The sequence below is a fragment of the Streptococcus sp. 5905 genome (assembly GCF_013276505.1).
Lineage (GTDB): Bacteria > Bacillota > Bacilli > Lactobacillales > Streptococcaceae > Streptococcus.
In genome coordinates this window covers 25,095-43,512 of record NZ_VMLC01000007.1, presented here as the reverse complement: position 1 = coordinate 43,512, position 18,418 = coordinate 25,095, and the positions used below count along the sequence as shown (strand labels likewise).

Here is an 18,418-nt window from a genome sequence, read left to right as displayed (position 1 = left end):
CTGGAAACTATTAAAAACGTAATCGAAAAATCTCTCCTTATAAAACTTAAATCTCAAGAAGAAAAGACTATATTAGACTAAACTAGTGCCTTATCGCCGTTAATAATGATTGATACGAGTGAAAGCTTGACAAAAAGTGTATAATGAAAGTAAGAAACCAATAGAAAAGGAGTGGTTCTATGAAGAAAACAGTTTATACAAAAGCTGGTCAGGTTGGTCTTATTGAAGTGGAGCATCCGCAAATCATTGAGGCAGATGATGCCATTATTCGGATTGTTCGAACCTGTGTTTGTGGCTCTGATCTGTGGAGCTATCGCAATCCAGATATTGAAACAGGCCATCAGAATAGCGGGCACGAAGCGATTGGTATCGTTGAGGCAATTGGTGATGCAGTGACGACCGTTAAACCTGGCGATTTTGTTATTGCTCCATTTACTCATGGATGCGGGGAATGTGATGCCTGTCGAGCAGGATATGATGGCACCTGTGATCGTCATATTGGCAATAACTGGTCAGATGGGGTGCAAGCAGAATATATGCGCTTCGATTATGCCAACTGGGCGCTTGTAAAAATTCCAGGACAACCGTCAGACTATACAGAAGGCATGCTCAAATCCCTCTTGACACTGGCTGATGTGATGCCAACTGGCTATCATGCTGCGCGTGTTGCTAATGTTCAAAAAGGGGATAAGGTTGTCGTTATCGGTGACGGGGCTGTTGGGCAATGTGCTGTTATCGCCGCTAAAATGCGTGGTACATCTCAAATTGTTCTCATGAGTCGTCACGAAGACCGTCAACAAATGGCTTTGGAGTCAGGGGCGACAGCTGTTGTGGCTGAACGTGGCGAAGAAGGAATTGCCAAGGTTCGAGAAATTCTTGGTGGAGGAGCAGATGCAGCTCTTGAGTGTGTCGGTACTGAGGCAGCGGTTGATCAGGCTCTTGGTGTCCTTCACAATGGTGGTCGTTTGGGCTTTGTTGGAGTTCCTCACTATAGCAATCGAGCTCTTGGTTCAACTTTTGCTCAAAATATTACGGTAGCAGGCGGAGCAGCCTCTGTAACGACTTACAACAAACAGTTCTTACTGAAGGCAGTCCTTGATGGCGATATCAACCCAGGCCGTGTCTTTACTTCAAGTTATAAATTAGAAGAGATTGACCAAGCCTATAAAGATATGGATGATCGCAAAACCATTAAGTCTATGATTGTGATGGATTAACAAAGAAAATACTAATGGAGATTTGAGAATTTCTATTAGGATTTTTTGCGTTGGTATATTTGTTGAGTTATGGCAGCGTACTCTCTCTCAAAGTCAGTCTGGTTCCTAGCATGGTCAGGCTAGGAATTTTCCGACCGTGGAGGACTTCCTTGTTAAGAATATCCATACCTGCTCGGCCCATTTCTTCGGTATAGACGGTAATGCTAGAAAGAGGAGGATAGACCTGCTTGGTCAGGCTAGTGTCGTTGAAAGAAATGAGGCTGACGCGGTCTGGTAGGCTGATTCCAGCTTCTTGAAGAGCACGAAGGGCACCGATGGCTAAACTATCGCTGGCTGCGAAAAAGGCTGGTGGGAGTTTATCACCTAGCTTGTGAATGCCCTCCTTCATCAAGTCATAACCAGACTGGGCCGTAAAACTCCCCTGAAAGACCAGTTCTTCATGGTAGATACCATTTGCTTGGGTATAGTCTTTGAAATTTTCTAGCCGCTTATCCTGGATTATTTCTTCCTGGTCGGTTGTTTCCTCAAGACCTGTCAGAATGCCAATCCGATCCAGCCCCTGACTGAGGAAATGGTCTACAACTTGTTTTACAGCAGTGTAAAAGTCCGTGATAATACAGGTGTGACCTAGTGAGAGGGTATCGCTGTCTATAAAGACTAAAGGCTTTTGGTATTCTTCAAAGGCAGAGATCTGAGCTCGGCTAAATTTTCCGATGCAGAGAATGCCAATCACTTCCTCGCTCAGTGTAAAAGGATGGTCGTTAAAATAGCGCAAGATATCATAGTCCAACTCTTGGGCTCTTTTTTCAATACCGAGACGAATCTGATAGTAGTAGAGGTCGTCCAACTCCCCTTGTTCACTGACCCATTGGATAATGGCAATCTTCTGCTTGGGTTTGTGGGATTCGCCTGTCTTGAGGTGCTTAGTATAGCCCAGCTCTTCAGCGACGGTTAAAATACGGTGTCGGGTTTCTTCTGTGACAGATAGGCTCTGGTCGCGATTGAGGACACGAGATACGGTCGCGATAGAGACAGAGGCTAGCTGTGCAATGTCTTTTAAGGTAGCCATAAATCCTCCTTCTTTTAGGTTAGTATATCATATTTTTCTTCTTTTTACCGATTGTTTAGTAAAACTTTAGTAAAAAGGATTGACCTTAGCAAAAGCCTTGGATACAATAGAAGAAAACGATTACACGTTAAGATGACTTAACGACAGTCAAAGGAGAATTTATATGACACAAGATCTTACTACTGAAGCCCTTCGCAAAGACTTTCTTGCCGTTTTTGGTCAAGAAGCAGACCAAACTTTCTTTTCACCAGGTCGTATCAATCTGATTGGCGAACACACAGACTACAACGGTGGGCACGTTTTTCCAGCTGCTATTTCCTTGGGGACATACGGTGCAGCTCGCAAGCGTGACGACCAAGTCTTGCGTTTCTACTCAGCCAACTTTGAGGACAAGGGTATCATCGAAGTGCCTCTTGCTGACCTCAAATTTGAAAAAGAGCATAGCTGGACCAACTATCCAAAAGGGGTTCTTTATTTCTTGCAAGAAGCTGGACATGTGATTGACAAAGGGTTTGATTTTTATGTTTATGGGAATATCCCAAATGGAGCTGGCTTGTCATCATCAGCATCTTTGGAACTCTTGACAGGGGTTGTTGCAGAGCATCTCTTTGGTTTAAAACTAGACCGTCTGGATTTGGTTAAAATCGGGAAACAAACAGAAAATAACTTTATCGGAGTGAATTCTGGTATTATGGACCAGTTCGCTATCGGTATGGGAGCTGACCAACGTGCCATTTACCTAGATACCAATACCTTGGAGTATGACTTGGTGCCACTTGATTTGAAGGACAATGTTGTTGTCATCATGAACACCAACAAACGTCGTGAATTGGCAGATTCTAAATACAATGAACGCCGTGCTGAGTGTGAGAAATCTGTGGAAGAATTGCAAGTTGCCTTGGATATTCAGACCTTGGGTGAATTGGACGAGTGGGTCTTCGACCAATACAGCTACCTGATTAAAGACGAAAATCGTTTAAAACGTGCTCGCCATGCTGTGCTTGAAAATCAACGTACCCTCAAAGCACAAGCAGCTCTTCAGGCGGGTGACTTGGAAACCTTTGGTCGCTTGATGAATGCATCTCACGTTTCTCTTGAGCATGATTATGAAGTGACTGGCTTGGAATTGGATATCCTCGTTCACACAGCTTGGGCTCAAGAAGGTGTTCTGGGTGCTCGTATGACAGGGGCAGGTTTTGGTGGCTGTGCTATTGCCTTGGTGCAAAAAGATGCTGTTGAGGGCTTTAAAGAAGCTGTAGGCAAACGCTACGAGGAAGTCGTTGGATATGCTCCAAGTTTCTATATCGCTCAAGTTGCATCGGGCACTCGAGTTTTAGACTAGGAGAGAAGTAAATGGAAGCTATAATATTTGATTTAGATGGTTTATTAGCTGATACTGAGATCATTTCTCTAAAAGTTTATCAAGAATTGCTTGAAGATTTTGGAATTCCTTTCACAGAAGAAACATATTCTAGAGAATACAGTGGACATAGGGAAGAGGAGAATGTTCAACGATTTTTGGATACCTATGATTTACCTTGGAACTTTGACCAAACCTTGGAAAAAGTTTATGAACTGGAAGCTCGAATATTAGCCAAAGGTGTAAATTTAAAAAAAGGTGCTAAAAATTTGCTTGCTTTTTTGCAAAGAGAAGGTATTCCAATCGCTCTAGCAACTTCAAGCGTTGAATCTAGAGCTAGAATGATTTTGGATAGTAATGGGATACTGTCCCTATTTGACCATCTAGTTTTTGCAAAAGATGTAAAGCGAAGCAAACCTTACCCTGATATATTTTTAAAGGCCTGTAGTGATTTGAATGTTTTACCAGAGAATTGCTTAGTACTAGAGGATAGTGAAGCAGGGATTGAAGCAGCGTATAGAGCTGGGATACCAGTCATTTGTATTCCAGACTTAAAAATGCCAGCACAGTCTTTCTTAAATAAAACAGAACAAGTTTTTCAGGATTTAGATGCTGTCAGAGACTATTTAGAAAGTAAGAAGGAGAATCAATGAGTCAGGGAGTTCTAGATGCATTTATCACGGAAGTCATTGCAGAAAGTTCATTTGAGGAAATGGATCGAATCTACCTGACCAATCGTGTTTTGGCTCGAGTGGGCGAAGGTGTTTTGGAAGTTGAGACGAATCTGGAGGAGTTGATTGACCTCAAGGACCAGCTGGTTGAGGAGGCGGTTCGATTAGAGACGATTGAGGACAGTCAGACTGCGCGTGAAATCCTCGGTGCTGAATTGATGGACTTGGTAACCCCTTGTCCAAGTCAGGTCAATCGTGACTTCTGGGCAACTTACGCCCAATCTCCTGAGCAGGCAATTGCGGACTTCTACCAACTTAGCCAGAAAAACGACTACATCAAACTCAAGGCCATTTCTAAGAATATCGCTTATCGCGTTCCGTCTGACTATGGAGAGCTTGAGATTACTATCAACCTCTCTAAGCCTGAAAAGGATCCGAAAGAGATTGCGGCAGCCAAGTTGGTCCAAGCTAGCAATTACCCCCAGTGTCAACTCTGTCTAGAGAACGAAGGCTACCATGGTCGAATTAACCATCCAGCTCGTAGCAATCACCGAATTATCCGTTTTGAAATGGCGGGTCAGGAGTGGGGTTTCCAGTATTCGCCCTATGCTTACTTTAATGAGCACTGTATCTTCTTAGACGGTCAGCATCGTCCCATGGCCATTAGTCGTCAGAGCTTTGAGCGTCTGCTGGCTATCGTAGAGCAGTTTCCAGGCTATTTTGCTGGATCTAATGCCGACTTGCCGATTGTGGGAGGGTCTATTCTAACTCATGACCACTATCAAGGAGGCCGTCACGTATTTCCTATGGAATTGGCTCCTCTGCAAAAGGCCTTCCGATTTGCTGGTTTTGAGCAGGTCAAGGCTGGGATTGTCAAGTGGCCTATGTCAGTCCTACGTTTGACTTCGGATTCCAAAGAGGATTTGATCAACTTGGCTGATAAGATTTTGCAGGAATGGCGCCAGTATTCAGATCCAAGTGTGCAAGTCTTGGCAGAAAGTAATGGAACACCACACCATACCATTACACCGATTGCTCGTAAACGCGATGGCCAGTTTGAGTTGGACTTGGTCTTGCGGGACAATCAAACTTCTCTAGAGCATCCTGATGGCATCTACCACCCCCACAAGGATGTCCAACATATCAAAAAGGAAAATATCGGCTTGATTGAGGTCATGGGCTTGGCTATCCTGCCGCCACGATTGAAAGCGGAAGTGGAACAAGTAGCAGCCTACCTTGTCGGAGAAGAAGTCTCAGTTGCCGACTATCATCAGAAATGGGCCGACCAACTCAAAACCCAACATCCAGATCTAACGGATAAAGAAAAAGCCCTTGAAATCGTCAAGGAATCTGTAGGTGCTATCTTTACACGTGTTTTGGAGGACGCGGGGGTTTACAAGCAGACGGAACAAGGACAGGCAGCCTTTATGTGCTTTGTAGAACAGGTCGGAATTTTACCAGACTAGGAGCTTTCTCCTTGCACAGTCCTATAAAAAGTAGTATCATAGTGTCGTTTGAACTATCAGGAGGAAACGATGAAAGATTTTCATTTTGATGCTATATCTGCCTTTGAAAATTACGAGATTGAACAAATGAGAGATGGTCAGGTTGTGGTGACGACAAAAGTAGTGGACTCGTCGCTCAACTATTATGGCAATGCCCATGGTGGCTATCTCTTCACCCTTTGTGATCAAATCAGTGGTCTAGTGGTTATCTCTCTGGGGCTTGATGGAGTGACGCTCCAGTCCTCTATCAACTACCTCAAAGCAGGAAAGCTAGATGATGTACTGACCATTAAAGGAGAATGTGTCCATCATGGACGCACAACCTGTGTGGTAGATGTCGATATCACCAATCAAGAAGGCAGAAATATCTGCAAAGCCACCTTTACCATGTTTGTCACAGGCCAGCGGTCAGAAGAAAGACAGGTAAGGATATAAAGTACTGAGAGTTGACCTGCACTCTAAGGGCTAGATATTTTTTGTCGAACTTTTGGAGTGCAGGTTAGTTTTGATCCTCGCAGATGAACCAACCGCTTCACTAGACCCCAAAAACTCTGAGGAATTACTTTCTATCCTAGAATCATTAAAAAATCCGAATCGAACGATTATTATTGCGACCCACAATCCTCTTATCTGGGAACAAGTGGACCAAGTTATTCGAGTTACCGATTTATCTCATCGATGTTAAGAGAACATTAAGTTAGAAGAAAGAGTCACAAATACACTTTGTGGCTTTTTTATTTCCGTAAAAATGGTAAAATAGTAGGAGTAGAAATGGAGTTTGAGACATGAAAGTAATCGATCAATTTAAAAATAAGAAAGTCCTTGTTTTAGGTTTGGCCAAGTCTGGTGAGTCTGCGGCCCGTTTGCTGGACAAGCTAGGTGCCATTGTGACAGTAAATGACGGCAAGCCTTTCGAGGAGAATCCTGCTGCGCAAAGCTTGTTAGAAGAGGGGATCAAGGTTGTCACTGGTGGGCATCCTTTGGAATTGTTGGATGAGGATTTCGCTCTGATGGTGAAAAATCCAGGTATCCCTTACAGCAATCCCATGATTGAAAAGGCTTTGGCCAAGGGGATTCCAGTCTTGACTGAGGTGGAATTGGCTTATTTGATTTCAGATGCGCCAATTATCGGTATTACTGGTTCAAATGGGAAAACAACCACAACGACTATGATTGGGGAAGTTTTGACTGCTGCTGGCCAACATGGTCTTTTGTCAGGCAATATTGGCTATCCTGCCAGTCAAGTGGCTCAAACTGCAACAGATAAAGACACGCTTGTCATGGAACTTTCTTCTTTCCAACTGATGGGTGTCCAAGAATTTCATCCTGAGATTGTGGTTATTACCAACCTCATGCCCACTCATATCGACTACCATGGTTCTTTTGAGGAATATGTGGCAGCTAAGTGGAATATCCAGAACAAGATGACAGCAGCTGATTTCCTTGTCTTGAACTTTAACCAAGATTTGGCAAAAGAATTGGCTACTAGAACACAAGCCACTGTTGTTCCATTTTCAACACTTGAAAAGGTTGATGGAGCTTATCTGGAAGATGGTCAACTCTACTTCCGTGGGGAAGTGGTCATGGCAGCGAGTGAAATCGGTGTTCCAGGTAGCCACAATGTAGAAAATGCCCTTGCTACTATTGCTGTAGCCAAGCTCCGAGGTATCGACAACCAAATCATCAAGGAAACTCTTTCAGCCTTTGGTGGTGTCAAACACCGTCTCCAGTTTGTGGATGAAATTCAGGGTGTCAAATTCTATAACGATAGCAAATCAACCAATATCTTGGCTACTCAAAAAGCCTTGTCAGGATTTGACAATAGTAAGGTTATCTTGATTGCAGGTGGTTTGGACCGCGGCAATGAGTTTGACGAATTGGTTCCAGATATTACAGGGCTCAAGAAGATGGTCATCCTCGGTCAGTCTGCAGAACGTGTCAAACGGGCAGCAGATAAGGCCGGTGTGGCTTATGTAGATGCGACAGATATTGCTGATGCGACTCGCAAGGCTTATGAGCTCGCGACTCAAGGAGATGTTGTTCTCCTCAGCCCTGCCAATGCTAGCTGGGATATGTATGCTAACTTTGAAGTACGTGGTGACCTCTTTATCGACACAGTAGCGGAGTTAAAGGGATAATATGAAAAAAATAGTTTTTACAGGTGGGGGAACAGTTGGACACGTCACCCTTAACCTTTTGTTAATGCCCAAGTTCATCGAAGACGGCTGGGAAGTCCACTATATCGGGGATAAGCATGGAATCGAACACCAAGAAATCCTCAAATCAGGCTTAAATGTGACCTTCCATTCCATTTCGACTGGGAAGTTGCGTCGCTATTTCTCTTGGCAAAACATGCTGGACGTGTTTAAAGTTGGTTGGGGAATCATCCAATCCCTCTTTATCATGTTACGACTGCGTCCACAGGCTCTTTTTTCTAAGGGAGGATTTGTTTCTGTACCGCCGGTTATAGCAGCGCGTGTGTCAGGAGTGCCTGTCTTTATTCATGAATCGGACCTGTCTATGGGCTTGGCCAATAAAATCGCCTATAAATTTGCGACTAAGATGTATTCAACCTTTGAGCAGGCTTCAAGTTTGTCTAAGGTCGAGCATGTGGGAGCAGTCACCAAGGTTTCAGACCAAAAAACTCCTGAACCAGATGAATTGGTGGATATCCAAACCCACTTTGATCCTAAATTGCCAACGGTATTGTTTGTCGGTGGTTCTGCAGGAGCTCGTGTCTTTAACCAATTGGTGACAGATCATAAGCAAGAACTGACCGAACGCTACAATATTATCAATCTCACTGGAGATTCTAGCCTCAATGAGTTGAGTCAAAATCTCTTTCGTATTGACTATGTGACGGATCTCTATCAACCTTTGATGGAGATGGCAGATGTGGTGGTGACGCGTGGTGGTGCCAATACGATTTTCGAGCTCTTGGCTATGGCGAAACTTCATCTCATCGTACCATTGGGTCGTGAAGCAAGTCGAGGAGACCAGATTGAAAATGCAGCCTACTTTGTTAAGAAAGGCTATGCAGAAGAGCTTCAAGAAAGTGACTTGACCTTGGAAAGCTTGGAGGAGAAACTCAGCCACCTGCTTAGTCACAAGGACCAATACCAAGCTAGCATGAAAGCTTCAACTGAATTGAAATCTCTTGCGGATTTTTACGATCTATTAAGAAAAGACCTAGCATAAGGAATATCAATGTCAAAGGATAAGAACAAAGAATCAAACCCCAAGAAAGAATTGTCTGAATGGCAGAAACGAAACCAGGAATACTTGAAAAAGAAGGCTGAGGAAGAAGCTGCCCTAGCTGAGGAGAAAGAAAAGGAAAAACAAGCTCGAATGGAGGAAAACTCTAAGATGTTAGGGGAAGCCAAGAAATCATCGAGTGAGTCAGACGAGGAAGCAATAAGCCCAAGCAAGGAACCATCTGAAAAAGAAGAACAATCTCAAAAGGATGATCATAAAGTCAAAGAGGAAAAAGAGAGGAAGAAAAAAGAAAAACCAGAAAAACCTGCCAAGCCTAAAATTGCGCCTGTTCATATTTGGCGGGCAGTTAGTATCTTGGTGCCGAGTGTTCTGGTTCTCCTCCTTTCTATCTATCTCTTGACCCCTCTTTCGACTATCAAGCATATCGAGGTTAAGGGAAATGTCCAGACTCAAGCGGATGACATTAAACAGGTTTCTGGCATTCAGGATAGTGATTATACCTTGTCTTTGTTGTTGAACAAGGAGAAGCACGCTGAGCAGATCAAGTCTAACCATTGGATAGAATCAGCGAAGATTGACTACAAATTTCCGACAAACTTTACGATTGAAGTCAAAGAGTTTGAGATTGTTGGCTACTATGTGACAGGTGAAGACCACTATCCAATCCTATCTAGTGGAACAATTGACTCAAGCCCTGTCAACCTTTTGAACCTGCCTGAGACTTACCTAACAGTCACCTTTAACGATGAGCAGCAGGTGAAGGATTTGATGACGGGTCTTTCTAGCATTAGTGAGGACATAAAGAGTCAAATTCAGAAGATCGAATTAGCGCCAAGTAAGGCAACTGCAGATCTTCTAAAAATTACTATGCTGGATACAGATGAAATAGTAGTTCCCTTGTCAGAATTGAGTAAAAAATTGCCTTATTACAGCAAAATCAAGCCACAGTTAGCAGAACCAAGCTTCATCGATATGGAGGCAGGAATTTATAGCACTAGCCTGGCTGATAAACGTTTGGAAGAAGCTGAGGAAAAGGCTAAACAAGAAGCTAAAGAAGCAGAGAAGAAAAAACAGGAAGAAAAAAAAGCTGAAGAAAAGAAACAAGAATAAGAATCTTCAGTTTTTACTTGACAAGTGTCATTATAAATAATAGAATAGTAGAAAACTTTTAAAGCAGTCCAGAGAGGCAGCTAAGGTTAGACAGTGAAAGGGTGGAGACTACCCGTTTTTCGTGGAACCTAGCTGCTAGCAGGTTCCTTTTTTTGAGCAATGGACTGTCAGCAAAGAATAGGAGAAAAGAATGCGTGAGAGTCGCCCAGTCATTGCTCTGGATTTTCCAAGTTTCGAGGAAGCCAAAGAATTTTTAGCCCTTTTTCCAGCGGAGGAAAAACTCTATGTCAAGGTAGGAATGGAAATCTACTATGCAGTAGGTCCCGAAGTTGTGCGTTATTTGAAATCATTGGGACATAGTGTTTTTTTGGATCTCAAGTTGCATGATATTCCAAATACGGTCAAGTCAACCATGAAAATCTTGTCAAGTTTGGGTGTCGATATGACCAATGTTCAGGCTGCAGGTGGGCTTGAGATGATGCAGGCCGCGCGTGAAGGCCTTGGTGATCAAGGGATTCTTATCGCGGTGACCCAATTGACCTCAACATCTGAAGAACAGATGCAAGACTGTCAAAATATCCAAACTAGTCTGCAGGAATCAGTGATTCACTATGCTAAGAAAACAGCTGAAGCTGGATTGGATGGAGTGGTTTGCTCAGCCCAAGAAGCCCAACTTATCAAAGAAGCTACAAACGAAGACTTTATCTGCTTGACACCAGGTATTCGACCAGCAGGTGCTGAAGCAGGGGATCAAAAACGCGTAGTGACCCCTGGTCAAGCCTATCAAATTGGTAGTGACTACATTGTAATAGGCCGTCCTATCACACAGGCAGCAGACCCTGTAGCAGCCTACCATGCTATCAAGGAAGAATGGACACGCGACTGGGTCTAAAGCGTATTTGATTATAGATTTAAGGATAAGAAGGAGTATACCATGACACTTGCCAGAGACATTGCTAGCCATCTATTGAAAATTCAAGCGGTTTATCTCAAACCAGAAGAGCCTTTCACTTGGGCATCTGGTATCAAGTCACCGATCTATACGGATAATCGTGTGACCCTAGCTTACCCGGAAACTAGAACTTTGATTGAAAATGGTTTTGTGGATGCTATCAAAGCAGCCTTTCCAGAGGTAGAAGTCATTGCTGGTACAGCGACAGCAGGGATTCCACATGGAGCTATCATCGCGGACAAGATGAACCTACCATTTGCTTATATTCGTAGTAAACCAAAAGACCATGGAGCCGGAAACCAAATCGAAGGCCGTGTAGCCCAGGGGCAAAAGATGGTTGTTGTTGAAGATCTCATTTCAACGGGTGGGTCAGTTCTCGAAGCGGTAGCAGCTGCCAAGCGTGAAGGAGCAGATGTTCTCGGTGTAGTAGCCATTTTTAGCTATCAACTAGCAAAAGCAGATAAGAACTTTGCAAATGCAGGCGTGAAACTGGTGACTCTCTCAAACTACAGCGAGCTCATCCACCTAGCTCAGGAAGAAGGCTACATCACACCAGAGGGATTGGATCTCTTAAAACGATTCAAAGAAGACCAAGAAAATTGGCAGAATGCCTAAAACATAGAAAATCAGGTAGTCACTAGGATTACCTGATTTCTTTTTATTTTCGGAAAGTATTAGTCAACTTTTCCGCCTTCAACAACAAGGTCATCTGCCTTAGCAGCGTTACCGTAGGTTGGGTGAAGTGTTTTTTCATAGGCCTTGTGGAAGAAGTTTTCCTTGCCCAATTTTTCAATGTCTTTATTGATGAAATCAAGCAATTCTTGGTTTCCTTTTTGAACTGCTGGTGCAATGGTATCTGGGTCACCGAGAGAAGTAATCCCTACTTCGTACCCTTTATTTTCAAGAGCCCAAGCTAGGACTTCAGTATTGTCAGTAGAGAAGGCATCTCCACGTCCGTCAAGAAGAGCCTGATAAGCATCACTGTATTGGTCGTATTTTTGAAGTTTGACTTCTGGGTGATTTTTCTCAAAGTAGGTTTCAGCAGTGGTTCCTTTTGTGACAATCAAGGTCTTACCTTCCAGCTCTTTAACATCCTTAATTACCTTATCTTTAGGTGAAACAACACCGAGGGAAACTTTCATGTAAGGAAGGGCAAAATCAACTTGTTTCTTACGTTCGTCGGTAACTGTGAAGTTGGCAAGTGTGATATCCACCTTGTTTGAAATCAAATATTCAGCACGGTTGGCAGCATCAACGGAAACGTATTTGACTTTAACACCTAGGTCTTGAGCTAGTTGGTTCCCCAATTCGATATCGTAACCTTGGTAAGAACCGTCATTGTCTACATAACCAAAAGGTTTTTTATCTCCAAATACGGCGATTCGAAGTTCACCGCTTTTTTTGATTTCGTCGATAGTGCGGGCCTTGGCAGTTGCTTTTCCTGATGAAGCATCAGAGCTTCCACCTGAGCTACAAGCTGTGACAAAGATAAGGGCAAATGCTAGAGCAAAAACAGTTAGAATTGGTTTGAGTAGTTTCATAAAAATCTCCTTTATAGATATGAGCCAAACTGGCTAAAGTCAAAGACGTTTAAAAATTCCTGAGCACGTTTAGTTTTTGGATTGGTGAAGAAGTCTTGAGCCGTTCCTTCTTCAGCAATCTTCCCTTGGTCTAGGAAGATTATCCGATCTGCAATGGCTTGGGCAAACTGCATTTCGTGGGTCACCAAAATCATAGTGCGCCCTTCTTGAGCCAAATCATTGATGAGTTCGAGAACTTCACGCACCATTTCTGGATCCAGTGAAGCCGTCACTTCGTCAAAGAGGATAATTTCTGGATGCATGAGCAGGGCACGGACAATCGCCACTCGTTGTTTCTGTCCACCAGATAATTGGCGAGCAAAACTGTCTTTTTTATCGAGCAAACCCACACGTTCCAGTAGTTGTAAAGCTTCCTCCGTTACTTCTTTCTTGTTCCTTCCCTGAGCCTTGATAGGACCTAGGATGAGGTTTTGTAGGACATCTAGATGGGGAAAGAGTTCATAACTTTGAAAGACCATCCCAATCTTTTGACGAACCAAGTGAAAGTCTTTCTGGTTTCCAATAATGGACTGGCCATCCAGAAGAATATCTCCACCCTGAATGGTTTCTAAGCCATTGAGACAGCGAAGTAGGGTACTTTTCCCGCAACCAGATGGTCCTAGAATGACGACAACTTCCCCCTTTTTGATATCCATGAAAAGTCCTTGGAGGATGGGATTATCTCCGAAGGATTTTTTCAGATCCTTGATTTCTAATATAGTATCAGACATTTAGTTCCTCCAGTATTTTTCTAAGTGAGTAGATAGTTTGGAAATGGGGAAGCAAACTGCGAAATACAAGACCAGAATGGTTCCATAAATCCAAAAGGAAGCGGTTGGGATGGTCAAGCGATTGCTATCGATGATTTGTTGTCCAACCTTGGTAACTTCCACAACCCCAATCAAGACAACTAAGGAAGTCGTTTTGATCATCCGAGTGACGAGGTTGATAGCTTGTGGCAGCAGTCTTCTCAAGACCTGTGGAATGATAATGTGATAGTAAAGTTGCAAGTTAGTTAAGCCCAGTGCCTGTCCACTTTCAAACTGATGTTTAGGGAGGGAAGTGATGGCTCCACGTACCAAGTCCCCCATCTCAGCTGTTCCCCAGAGTGTAAAAACGATAACGGCAGAAGTCTCTCCAGAAATGTTGATATTAAAATTTCGAGCCAAACCAAAGTAAACAATGAAGAGCAGAACCAGTTGAGGCATGATACGGATAAATTCTAGATAAAAACGTGTTAAAAAATGAACGACTCTAGAATGGGAGGTCATGATGATTCCCATAACCGTACCGAAAATCATGGATAAGAGGACAGAGAGGATGGAAATCCCAATCGTGACTCCCAATCCTTGTAAAATCCGCAAGAGATTATTTCCCTGAAAGAGTACTTGTATTCCCGAATCCTGCATGGCGGAGCCTCCTTTCTATCCAGCTAAAGACTAGCGAGATGGGTAGCAGCATGATCAGATAAGCAACTACCAACATGGCCAGTGCAATGTCTGTCTCATAATAGAGTCCAATCAAGTCCTTGGCGACGTACATGAGATCGGCTAAGGCTACTGCAGAGAAAACTGAGGTTTCCTTAATCAAGAAAATCACGTTGGCACTGAAGGACGGCAGAGCCACTGCGGTAGCTTGTGGCAAGACTACGTAGCGAAAAACCTGAACTGGTGTCAGACCGATAGCTAAGCCAATCTCATGCTGGGTTTGACTAACTGCTTCTAGTCCGCTTCGGAAGGATTCCGCCATATAGGAGCCTCCTAAAAAGATGAGGCCAAGAGTTGCACAGACTTCTGAAGAAAGAACAATTCCTATTCGGGGAAGCCCGAAATAGAGAAAGAAGAGCTGAATCAAAAGGGGCGTATTTCGTGACAATTCGATGTAGGCTGTTGCTAACTGTGAAAAGATAGGAACGCGATAATGGCGGATGATACTAACGATTAGACCAACAAGAAAGGATCCCATAATTCCCCAAACTGCGATGTGTAGGGTCAGAAAGAATGCCTTTTGATATAGTGGTAGATATTGTTCAACAATGGACCAATCCAAAAGAGAACCTCCTATCTAGGAATAATAAAGTTATTGTAGCACTAAAAAGCTTATTTGGATAATAAATATTTTTTATCACAATGATAGAAAATATTTATCATGTCTGTGATTTGAAATTTCCAGACAAATTTTTTGAAAGGATTCTGAAAAAGAGGTAAGATAGTTTATGCAAGAAAAAGTAAACGCTTACTTAATAAGGAGGACACTTTATGTCATATAAAACAAGCAATGCAGAAGGACCTGTAGATTTTATTAACACTTATGATTTAGAGCCAATGGCGCAACAAGTCATTCCTAAAGCTGCCTTTGGTTATATCGCTAGTGGAGCAGAGGATACTTTCACTTTACGCGAGAACATCCGTGCCTTTAACCACAAACTCATCGTTCCACATACGCTTTGCAATGTTGAAAATCCAAGTACAGAGATTGAATTTGCAGGTGAAAAATTATCTTCACCAATTATTATGGCACCTGTTGCGGCTCATAAATTGGCAAATGAGCAGGGGGAAGTAGCTACTGCGCGTGGTGTGCATGAGTTTGGCTCTCTTTATACAACCAGCTCTTACTCTACCGTTGACCTTCCAGAAATTACGGAAGCTCTTCAAGGGACACCTCATTGGTTCCAATTTTACTTTAGTAAGGATGACGGGATTAACCGCCATATCATGGACCGTGTGAAGGCTGAAGGCTACAAAGCGATTGTCTTGACGGCGGATGCAACTGTAGGGGGGAATCGTGAGGTTGATAAGCGCAATGGTTTTGTCTTCCCAGTTGGCATGCCGATTGTTGAGGAATACCTGCCAGAAGGTGCTGGAAAATCCATGGACTTTGTTTACAAATCAGCTAAACAACGCTTGTCTCCACGCGATGTCGAATTTATCGCTACATACTCAGGTCTTCCTGTCTATGTGAAAGGGCCACAGTGTCGTGAGGACGTTGAACGCTCTCTTGCCGCAGGTGCTTCTGGTATCTGGGTAACCAACCACGGTGGCCGCCAAATCGACGGTGGACCAGCATCCTTTGACTCACTTCAAGAAGTGGCTGAAGCAGTTGATAAACGTGTGCCAATTGTCTTTGACTCTGGTGTTCGTCGCGGTCAACACGTCTTTAAAGCCTTGGCTTCAGGAGCAGACTTGGTAGCTATTGGTCGCCCTGTGATCTATGGTTTGGCTCTTGGTGGTAGTGTTGGTGTGCGTCAAGTCTTTGAGCACTTGAATGCAGAATTGAAGACAGTCATGCAGTTATCTGGAACTCAGACTATTGAGGATGTCAAACACTTCAAACTCCGTCACAACCCATACAATCCGACCTTCCCAGTCGATCCTCGTGATTTGAAATTGTATTGATAAAGAAGATGGCCTCCACCTGACGTGGAGGTTTTTCTTCGTGTATAGAAAGATTAAATCGTTATCAGAAACTATATAAATATATTTTCCGGTCAAATATCTTGCTAGGGCTTTCAAATTCTGTTATACTGGTCCAGTAATTAAATAATAAAGACATTTGGGGTGCTTTAGGCTGAGATGATACCCATTGAACCTGATACAGTTAAGACTGGCGAAGGGAAATGTGAAAAGGTTTTTTTCGTATGTCGAAAAGAACTGTCTAATCTTGTAAGGTAAACTCTAATTCTCGTTTGTAATTGGAGTTTTTTTGTTTATCAAAAGAGGATAGGCTTGACGGCAAGCCTTTTGGTAGCTCTCTTTGAATGCCCCAATTTTCTTTAAAAAAGGAGTTTTTTATGTTGAAAAAATGGCAGTTAAAAGATGTTATCTTGCTTGCTTTCTTGTCTATCTTTTTTGGTGGCGTTTTTGTGGGTTTAGGCTATCTATTTGATATCCTCACCCTGATCTTGGCTCCTCTTGGTTTGCAGGCCTTTGCCAATGAAATCCTCTTTGGTCTCTGGTGCATGGCTGCGCCCATTGCTGCCATCTTTGTTCCAAGAGTCGGAAGTGCAACAATTGGAGAGGTGCTTGCTGCGCTTGCTGAAGTCCTTTATGGTAGCCAATTCGGTTTAGGTGCCCTTTTGTCTGGCTTGGTTCAAGGTTTGGGAAGTGAATTTGGTTTTCTCGTAACCAAGAATCGCTATGAAAGTTGGCTCTCTCTAACTGCCAATAGTATTGGGATTACGCTTTTTAGCTTTGTCTATGAATACATTAAGTTAGGTTACTATGCCTTTTCTCTTCCTTTTGTCCTTTCCTTGCTTGTGGTTCGTTTTATTTCTGTCTTTTTCTTCTGTACCATCTTGGTTCGTACCATTGTCAAACTCTATCATCAGTTTGCAGCTGGAGGAAAGGCATAGATGGGGCTGGAACTACGGGGGATTCAGTCCCCAATCTTTTCGGAGCCGATTGATTTTACTTTTCATGCGCAAGCTTTTACCTTGTTAGTTGGGAGCAGTGGTTCAGGAAAATCCAGTCTCTTTCAAATCATTGCTAAAGTCAGTTCCTTGCCCTATAGTGGCCAAGTCCTGATAGATGGGAGCCAAGTCAGTCAGCTTTCTATCGTCGAACGTGTCCAGACGATTGGCATTCTCTTTCAAAATCCCAATCATCAATTTACCATGGAGAACTTGTTTGAGGAGCTGATTTTTACCTTGGAGAATATCGGGCATCCTGTGCAAGAGATTGATGCTAAAATCGCAGAGGTGGTCCGGCAATGTCGTTGCGAGACAATCTTACACCGTCCCATCCATCACTTATCAGGTGGGGAAAAACAAAAGGCTGCTTTGGCTGTTCTCTTTGCCATGAATCCTAGGGTTTATCTCTTGGATGAACCCTTTGCTTCCATTGACCGAAAAAGTAGACTGGAGATCCTAGAGATTCTAAAAGAGTTGGCCTCTAATGGGAAGATAGTCATCCTGTGCGACCATGATTTAACGGACTATGGAGCCTACATTGACCATATGGTGGAGCTGAGAGACGGACAACTAAGGGAAGTGTTTCAAATCCCAACCTCTGAGATGACACAGGTTGCTTCAAAGGAAGTTGCTTCTAGTCCAGAACTATTCCATATGGACCGTGTGACTTGTGAACTGGGGAATCGCCCCCTCTTTTCGATTGCGGATTTCACATTTTACCAAGGGATTTCCTGTATTCTGGGTGACAATGGTGTCGGGAAATCAACCCTCTTTCGCTCCATTCTTCAATTTCAAAAGTATAAGGGGCGCATTAGTTGGAAGGGATCGGTTCTCAAAAAGAAAAAGAGTTTGTATCGTGATCTGACGGGTGTTGTTCAGGAAGCTGAGAAGCAGTTTATCCGAGTCAGTCTGCGAGAGGAACTGCAATTAGATAGCTCAGACTCAAAAAGAAATCAGCGGATTCTCCAAGCATTACAATTTTTTAGTTTGGAGCAGGCACTCGATAAGAGTCCTTATCAATTAAGTGGTGGACAGCAAAAGATTCTTCAGCTATTGACCATCTTAACCAGCAAGGCTTCTGTGATTTTGCTAGATGAACCTTTTGCAGGTTTGGATGATAGAGCTTGTCATTATTTCTGTCAGTGGATTCTGGAGGACAGAAATCAAGGAAGAAGTTTTTTGATCATTAGCCATCGTTTAGATCCCTTAATCTCTGTGGTTGATTATTGGATTGAGATGACTAGTGAGGGTCTCCGTCATATTAAAGACGTGACAATCAGCAAACCACTCGGTTCTCTGAGTAGGAATATTACAGGGGAGGTGAGGTAGT

18 protein-coding genes, 1 pseudogene and 1 riboswitch are annotated in these 18,418 nt (G+C 43.2%); of the genes and pseudogenes, 14 read left to right on the top strand and 5 right to left on the bottom strand.

Annotation, left to right across the window (positions count from 1 at the left end; translation table 11 throughout):
- The first annotated feature begins 179 nt into the window (after nt 1-179).
- A complete protein-coding gene (locus HT680_RS08695) occupies nt 180-1,217 on the top strand; it encodes an alcohol dehydrogenase catalytic domain-containing protein (protein ID WP_173259753.1) in 1,038 nt (345 codons plus the stop codon).
- A gap of 67 nt (nt 1,218-1,284) precedes the next feature.
- On the opposite strand, the gene galR is transcribed toward HT680_RS08695, so the two are convergent.
- Nucleotides 1,285-2,286 carry a DNA-binding transcriptional regulator GalR gene (gene galR, locus HT680_RS08690; RefSeq protein WP_173259751.1) on the bottom strand — a complete coding sequence of 334 codons (1,002 nt, stop codon included), beginning with the start codon at nt 2,284-2,286 and terminating at the stop codon, nt 1,285-1,287.
- A gap of 163 nt (nt 2,287-2,449) precedes the next feature.
- Between galR and HT680_RS08685 the strand changes: the two genes are divergently transcribed.
- The 10 genes and pseudogenes from HT680_RS08685 (at nt 2,450) to pyrE (ending at nt 11,715) form a co-directional block, all read left to right on the top strand.
- Complete coding sequence (locus HT680_RS08685; RefSeq protein WP_173259749.1) at nt 2,450-3,628, top strand: galactokinase; 1,179 nt, start codon at nt 2,450-2,452, stop codon at nt 3,626-3,628.
- Between the two features lie 11 nt (nt 3,629-3,639).
- The gene (locus tag HT680_RS08680; RefSeq protein WP_173259747.1) at nt 3,640-4,299 is read left to right on the top strand and encodes an HAD family phosphatase; all 660 of its coding nucleotides are present in this window, start codon (nt 3,640-3,642) and stop codon (nt 4,297-4,299) included.
- The gene (locus HT680_RS08675) at nt 4,296-5,783 is read left to right on the top strand and encodes a UDP-glucose--hexose-1-phosphate uridylyltransferase (RefSeq protein WP_173259745.1); all 1,488 of its coding nucleotides are present in this window, start codon (nt 4,296-4,298) and stop codon (nt 5,781-5,783) included. Before HT680_RS08680 ends, HT680_RS08675 begins: the two co-directional genes overlap by 4 nt.
- 69 nt (nt 5,784-5,852) lie before the next feature.
- Nucleotides 5,853-6,257, top strand: coding sequence for a PaaI family thioesterase (locus tag HT680_RS08670; protein WP_173259743.1), 405 nt, complete (start codon nt 5,853-5,855; stop codon nt 6,255-6,257).
- Nucleotides 6,258-6,327: 70 nt separating this feature from the next.
- Nucleotides 6,328-6,507 (top strand): annotated as a pseudogene (locus HT680_RS08665) (AAA family ATPase); the annotation flags it as partial.
- Nucleotides 6,508-6,607: 100 nt separating this feature from the next.
- Nucleotides 6,608-7,960 carry a UDP-N-acetylmuramoyl-L-alanine--D-glutamate ligase gene (gene murD / locus HT680_RS08660; RefSeq protein ID WP_173259739.1) on the top strand — a complete coding sequence of 451 codons (1,353 nt, stop codon included), beginning with the start codon at nt 6,608-6,610 and terminating at the stop codon, nt 7,958-7,960.
- A 1-nt stretch (nt 7,961) separates the two neighbouring features.
- Nucleotides 7,962-9,020: a UDP-N-acetylglucosamine--N-acetylmuramyl-(pentapeptide) pyrophosphoryl-undecaprenol N-acetylglucosamine transferase gene (locus HT680_RS08655; protein ID WP_173259737.1), complete on the top strand. Its 1,059-nt coding sequence runs from the start codon at nt 7,962-7,964 to the stop codon at nt 9,018-9,020.
- 9 nt (nt 9,021-9,029) lie between these two features.
- Complete coding sequence (locus tag HT680_RS08650; protein WP_173259735.1) at nt 9,030-10,148, top strand: FtsQ-type POTRA domain-containing protein; 1,119 nt, start codon at nt 9,030-9,032, stop codon at nt 10,146-10,148.
- Nucleotides 10,149-10,338: 190 nt separating this feature from the next.
- Nucleotides 10,339-11,040 carry an orotidine-5'-phosphate decarboxylase gene (pyrF, locus tag HT680_RS08645; protein WP_038804435.1) on the top strand — a complete coding sequence of 234 codons (702 nt, stop codon included), beginning with the start codon at nt 10,339-10,341 and terminating at the stop codon, nt 11,038-11,040.
- A gap of 42 nt (nt 11,041-11,082) precedes the next feature.
- Nucleotides 11,083-11,715, top strand: a complete 633-nt coding sequence (gene pyrE, locus HT680_RS08640) for an orotate phosphoribosyltransferase (RefSeq protein WP_125416226.1) — start codon at nt 11,083-11,085, stop codon at nt 11,713-11,715.
- Nucleotides 11,716-11,774: 59 nt separating this feature from the next.
- Here pyrE and HT680_RS08635 read toward each other — a convergent pair whose 3' ends face one another.
- The 4 genes from HT680_RS08635 to HT680_RS08620 are packed head-to-tail and all read right to left on the bottom strand — an operon-like array spanning nt 11,775 to nt 14,729.
- Nucleotides 11,775-12,641 (bottom strand): cysteine ABC transporter substrate-binding protein, encoded by an 867-nt coding sequence (locus HT680_RS08635; protein WP_173259733.1) that lies wholly within the window; start codon nt 12,639-12,641, stop codon nt 11,775-11,777.
- 11 nt (nt 12,642-12,652) lie between these two features.
- Nucleotides 12,653-13,411, bottom strand: a complete 759-nt coding sequence (locus HT680_RS08630) for an amino acid ABC transporter ATP-binding protein (RefSeq protein ID WP_173259731.1) — start codon at nt 13,409-13,411, stop codon at nt 12,653-12,655.
- Complete coding sequence (locus tag HT680_RS08625) at nt 13,412-14,089, bottom strand: amino acid ABC transporter permease (protein WP_173259729.1); 678 nt, start codon at nt 14,087-14,089, stop codon at nt 13,412-13,414.
- Nucleotides 14,049-14,729 (bottom strand): amino acid ABC transporter permease, encoded by a 681-nt coding sequence (locus tag HT680_RS08620; RefSeq protein ID WP_173259727.1) that lies wholly within the window; start codon nt 14,727-14,729, stop codon nt 14,049-14,051. The genes HT680_RS08625 and HT680_RS08620 overlap by 41 nt, the downstream gene beginning before the upstream one ends.
- Nucleotides 14,730-14,938: 209 nt before the next feature.
- On the opposite strand from HT680_RS08620, the gene lctO reads away from it, so the two are divergent.
- The 3 genes from lctO (at nt 14,939) to HT680_RS08605 (ending at nt 18,417) form a co-directional block, all read left to right on the top strand.
- Nucleotides 14,939-16,075, top strand: a complete 1,137-nt coding sequence (gene lctO / locus HT680_RS08615) for an L-lactate oxidase (RefSeq protein WP_173259725.1) — start codon at nt 14,939-14,941, stop codon at nt 16,073-16,075.
- 148 nt (nt 16,076-16,223) lie between these two features.
- Nucleotides 16,224-16,312: riboswitch (TPP riboswitch) on the top strand.
- Between the two features lie 158 nt (nt 16,313-16,470).
- Nucleotides 16,471-17,031 (top strand): ECF transporter S component, encoded by a 561-nt coding sequence (locus HT680_RS08610; RefSeq protein ID WP_173259723.1) that lies wholly within the window; start codon nt 16,471-16,473, stop codon nt 17,029-17,031.
- A complete protein-coding gene (locus tag HT680_RS08605; RefSeq protein WP_173259721.1) occupies nt 17,032-18,417 on the top strand; it encodes an ABC transporter ATP-binding protein in 1,386 nt (461 codons plus the stop codon).
- The last annotated feature ends 1 nt before the right edge of the window (nt 18,418 follow it).

Bases quoted from the DNA above. Each gene is read 5' to 3' on its own strand.
- HT680_RS08680 (WP_173259747.1), top strand. From the start codon at position 3,640: ATGGAAGCTATAATATTTGATTTAGATGGTTTATTAGCTGATACTGAG.
- HT680_RS08685 (WP_173259749.1), top strand. From the start codon at position 2,450: ATGACACAAGATCTTACTACTGAAGCCCTTCGCAAAGACTTTCTTGCC.
- HT680_RS08650 (WP_173259735.1), top strand. From the start codon at position 9,030: ATGTCAAAGGATAAGAACAAAGAATCAAACCCCAAGAAAGAATTGTCT.
- lctO (WP_173259725.1), top strand. From the start codon at position 14,939: ATGTCATATAAAACAAGCAATGCAGAAGGACCTGTAGATTTTATTAAC.
- HT680_RS08675 (WP_173259745.1), top strand. From the start codon at position 4,296: ATGAGTCAGGGAGTTCTAGATGCATTTATCACGGAAGTCATTGCAGAA.
- HT680_RS08670 (WP_173259743.1), top strand. From the start codon at position 5,853: ATGAAAGATTTTCATTTTGATGCTATATCTGCCTTTGAAAATTACGAG.
- pyrE (WP_125416226.1), top strand. From the start codon at position 11,083: ATGACACTTGCCAGAGACATTGCTAGCCATCTATTGAAAATTCAAGCG.
- galR (WP_173259751.1), bottom strand. From the start codon at position 2,286: ATGGCTACCTTAAAAGACATTGCACAGCTAGCCTCTGTCTCTATCGCG.
- pyrF (WP_038804435.1), top strand. From the start codon at position 10,339: ATGCGTGAGAGTCGCCCAGTCATTGCTCTGGATTTTCCAAGTTTCGAG.
- murD (WP_173259739.1), top strand. From the start codon at position 6,608: ATGAAAGTAATCGATCAATTTAAAAATAAGAAAGTCCTTGTTTTAGGT.
- HT680_RS08655 (WP_173259737.1), top strand. From the start codon at position 7,962: ATGAAAAAAATAGTTTTTACAGGTGGGGGAACAGTTGGACACGTCACC.
- HT680_RS08630 (WP_173259731.1), bottom strand. From the start codon at position 13,411: ATGTCTGATACTATATTAGAAATCAAGGATCTGAAAAAATCCTTCGGA.
- HT680_RS08625 (WP_173259729.1), bottom strand. From the start codon at position 14,089: ATGCAGGATTCGGGAATACAAGTACTCTTTCAGGGAAATAATCTCTTG.
- HT680_RS08695 (WP_173259753.1), top strand. From the start codon at position 180: ATGAAGAAAACAGTTTATACAAAAGCTGGTCAGGTTGGTCTTATTGAA.
- HT680_RS08605 (WP_173259721.1), top strand. From the start codon at position 17,032: ATGGGGCTGGAACTACGGGGGATTCAGTCCCCAATCTTTTCGGAGCCG.
- HT680_RS08610 (WP_173259723.1), top strand. From the start codon at position 16,471: ATGTTGAAAAAATGGCAGTTAAAAGATGTTATCTTGCTTGCTTTCTTG.
- HT680_RS08635 (WP_173259733.1), bottom strand. From the start codon at position 12,641: ATGAAACTACTCAAACCAATTCTAACTGTTTTTGCTCTAGCATTTGCC.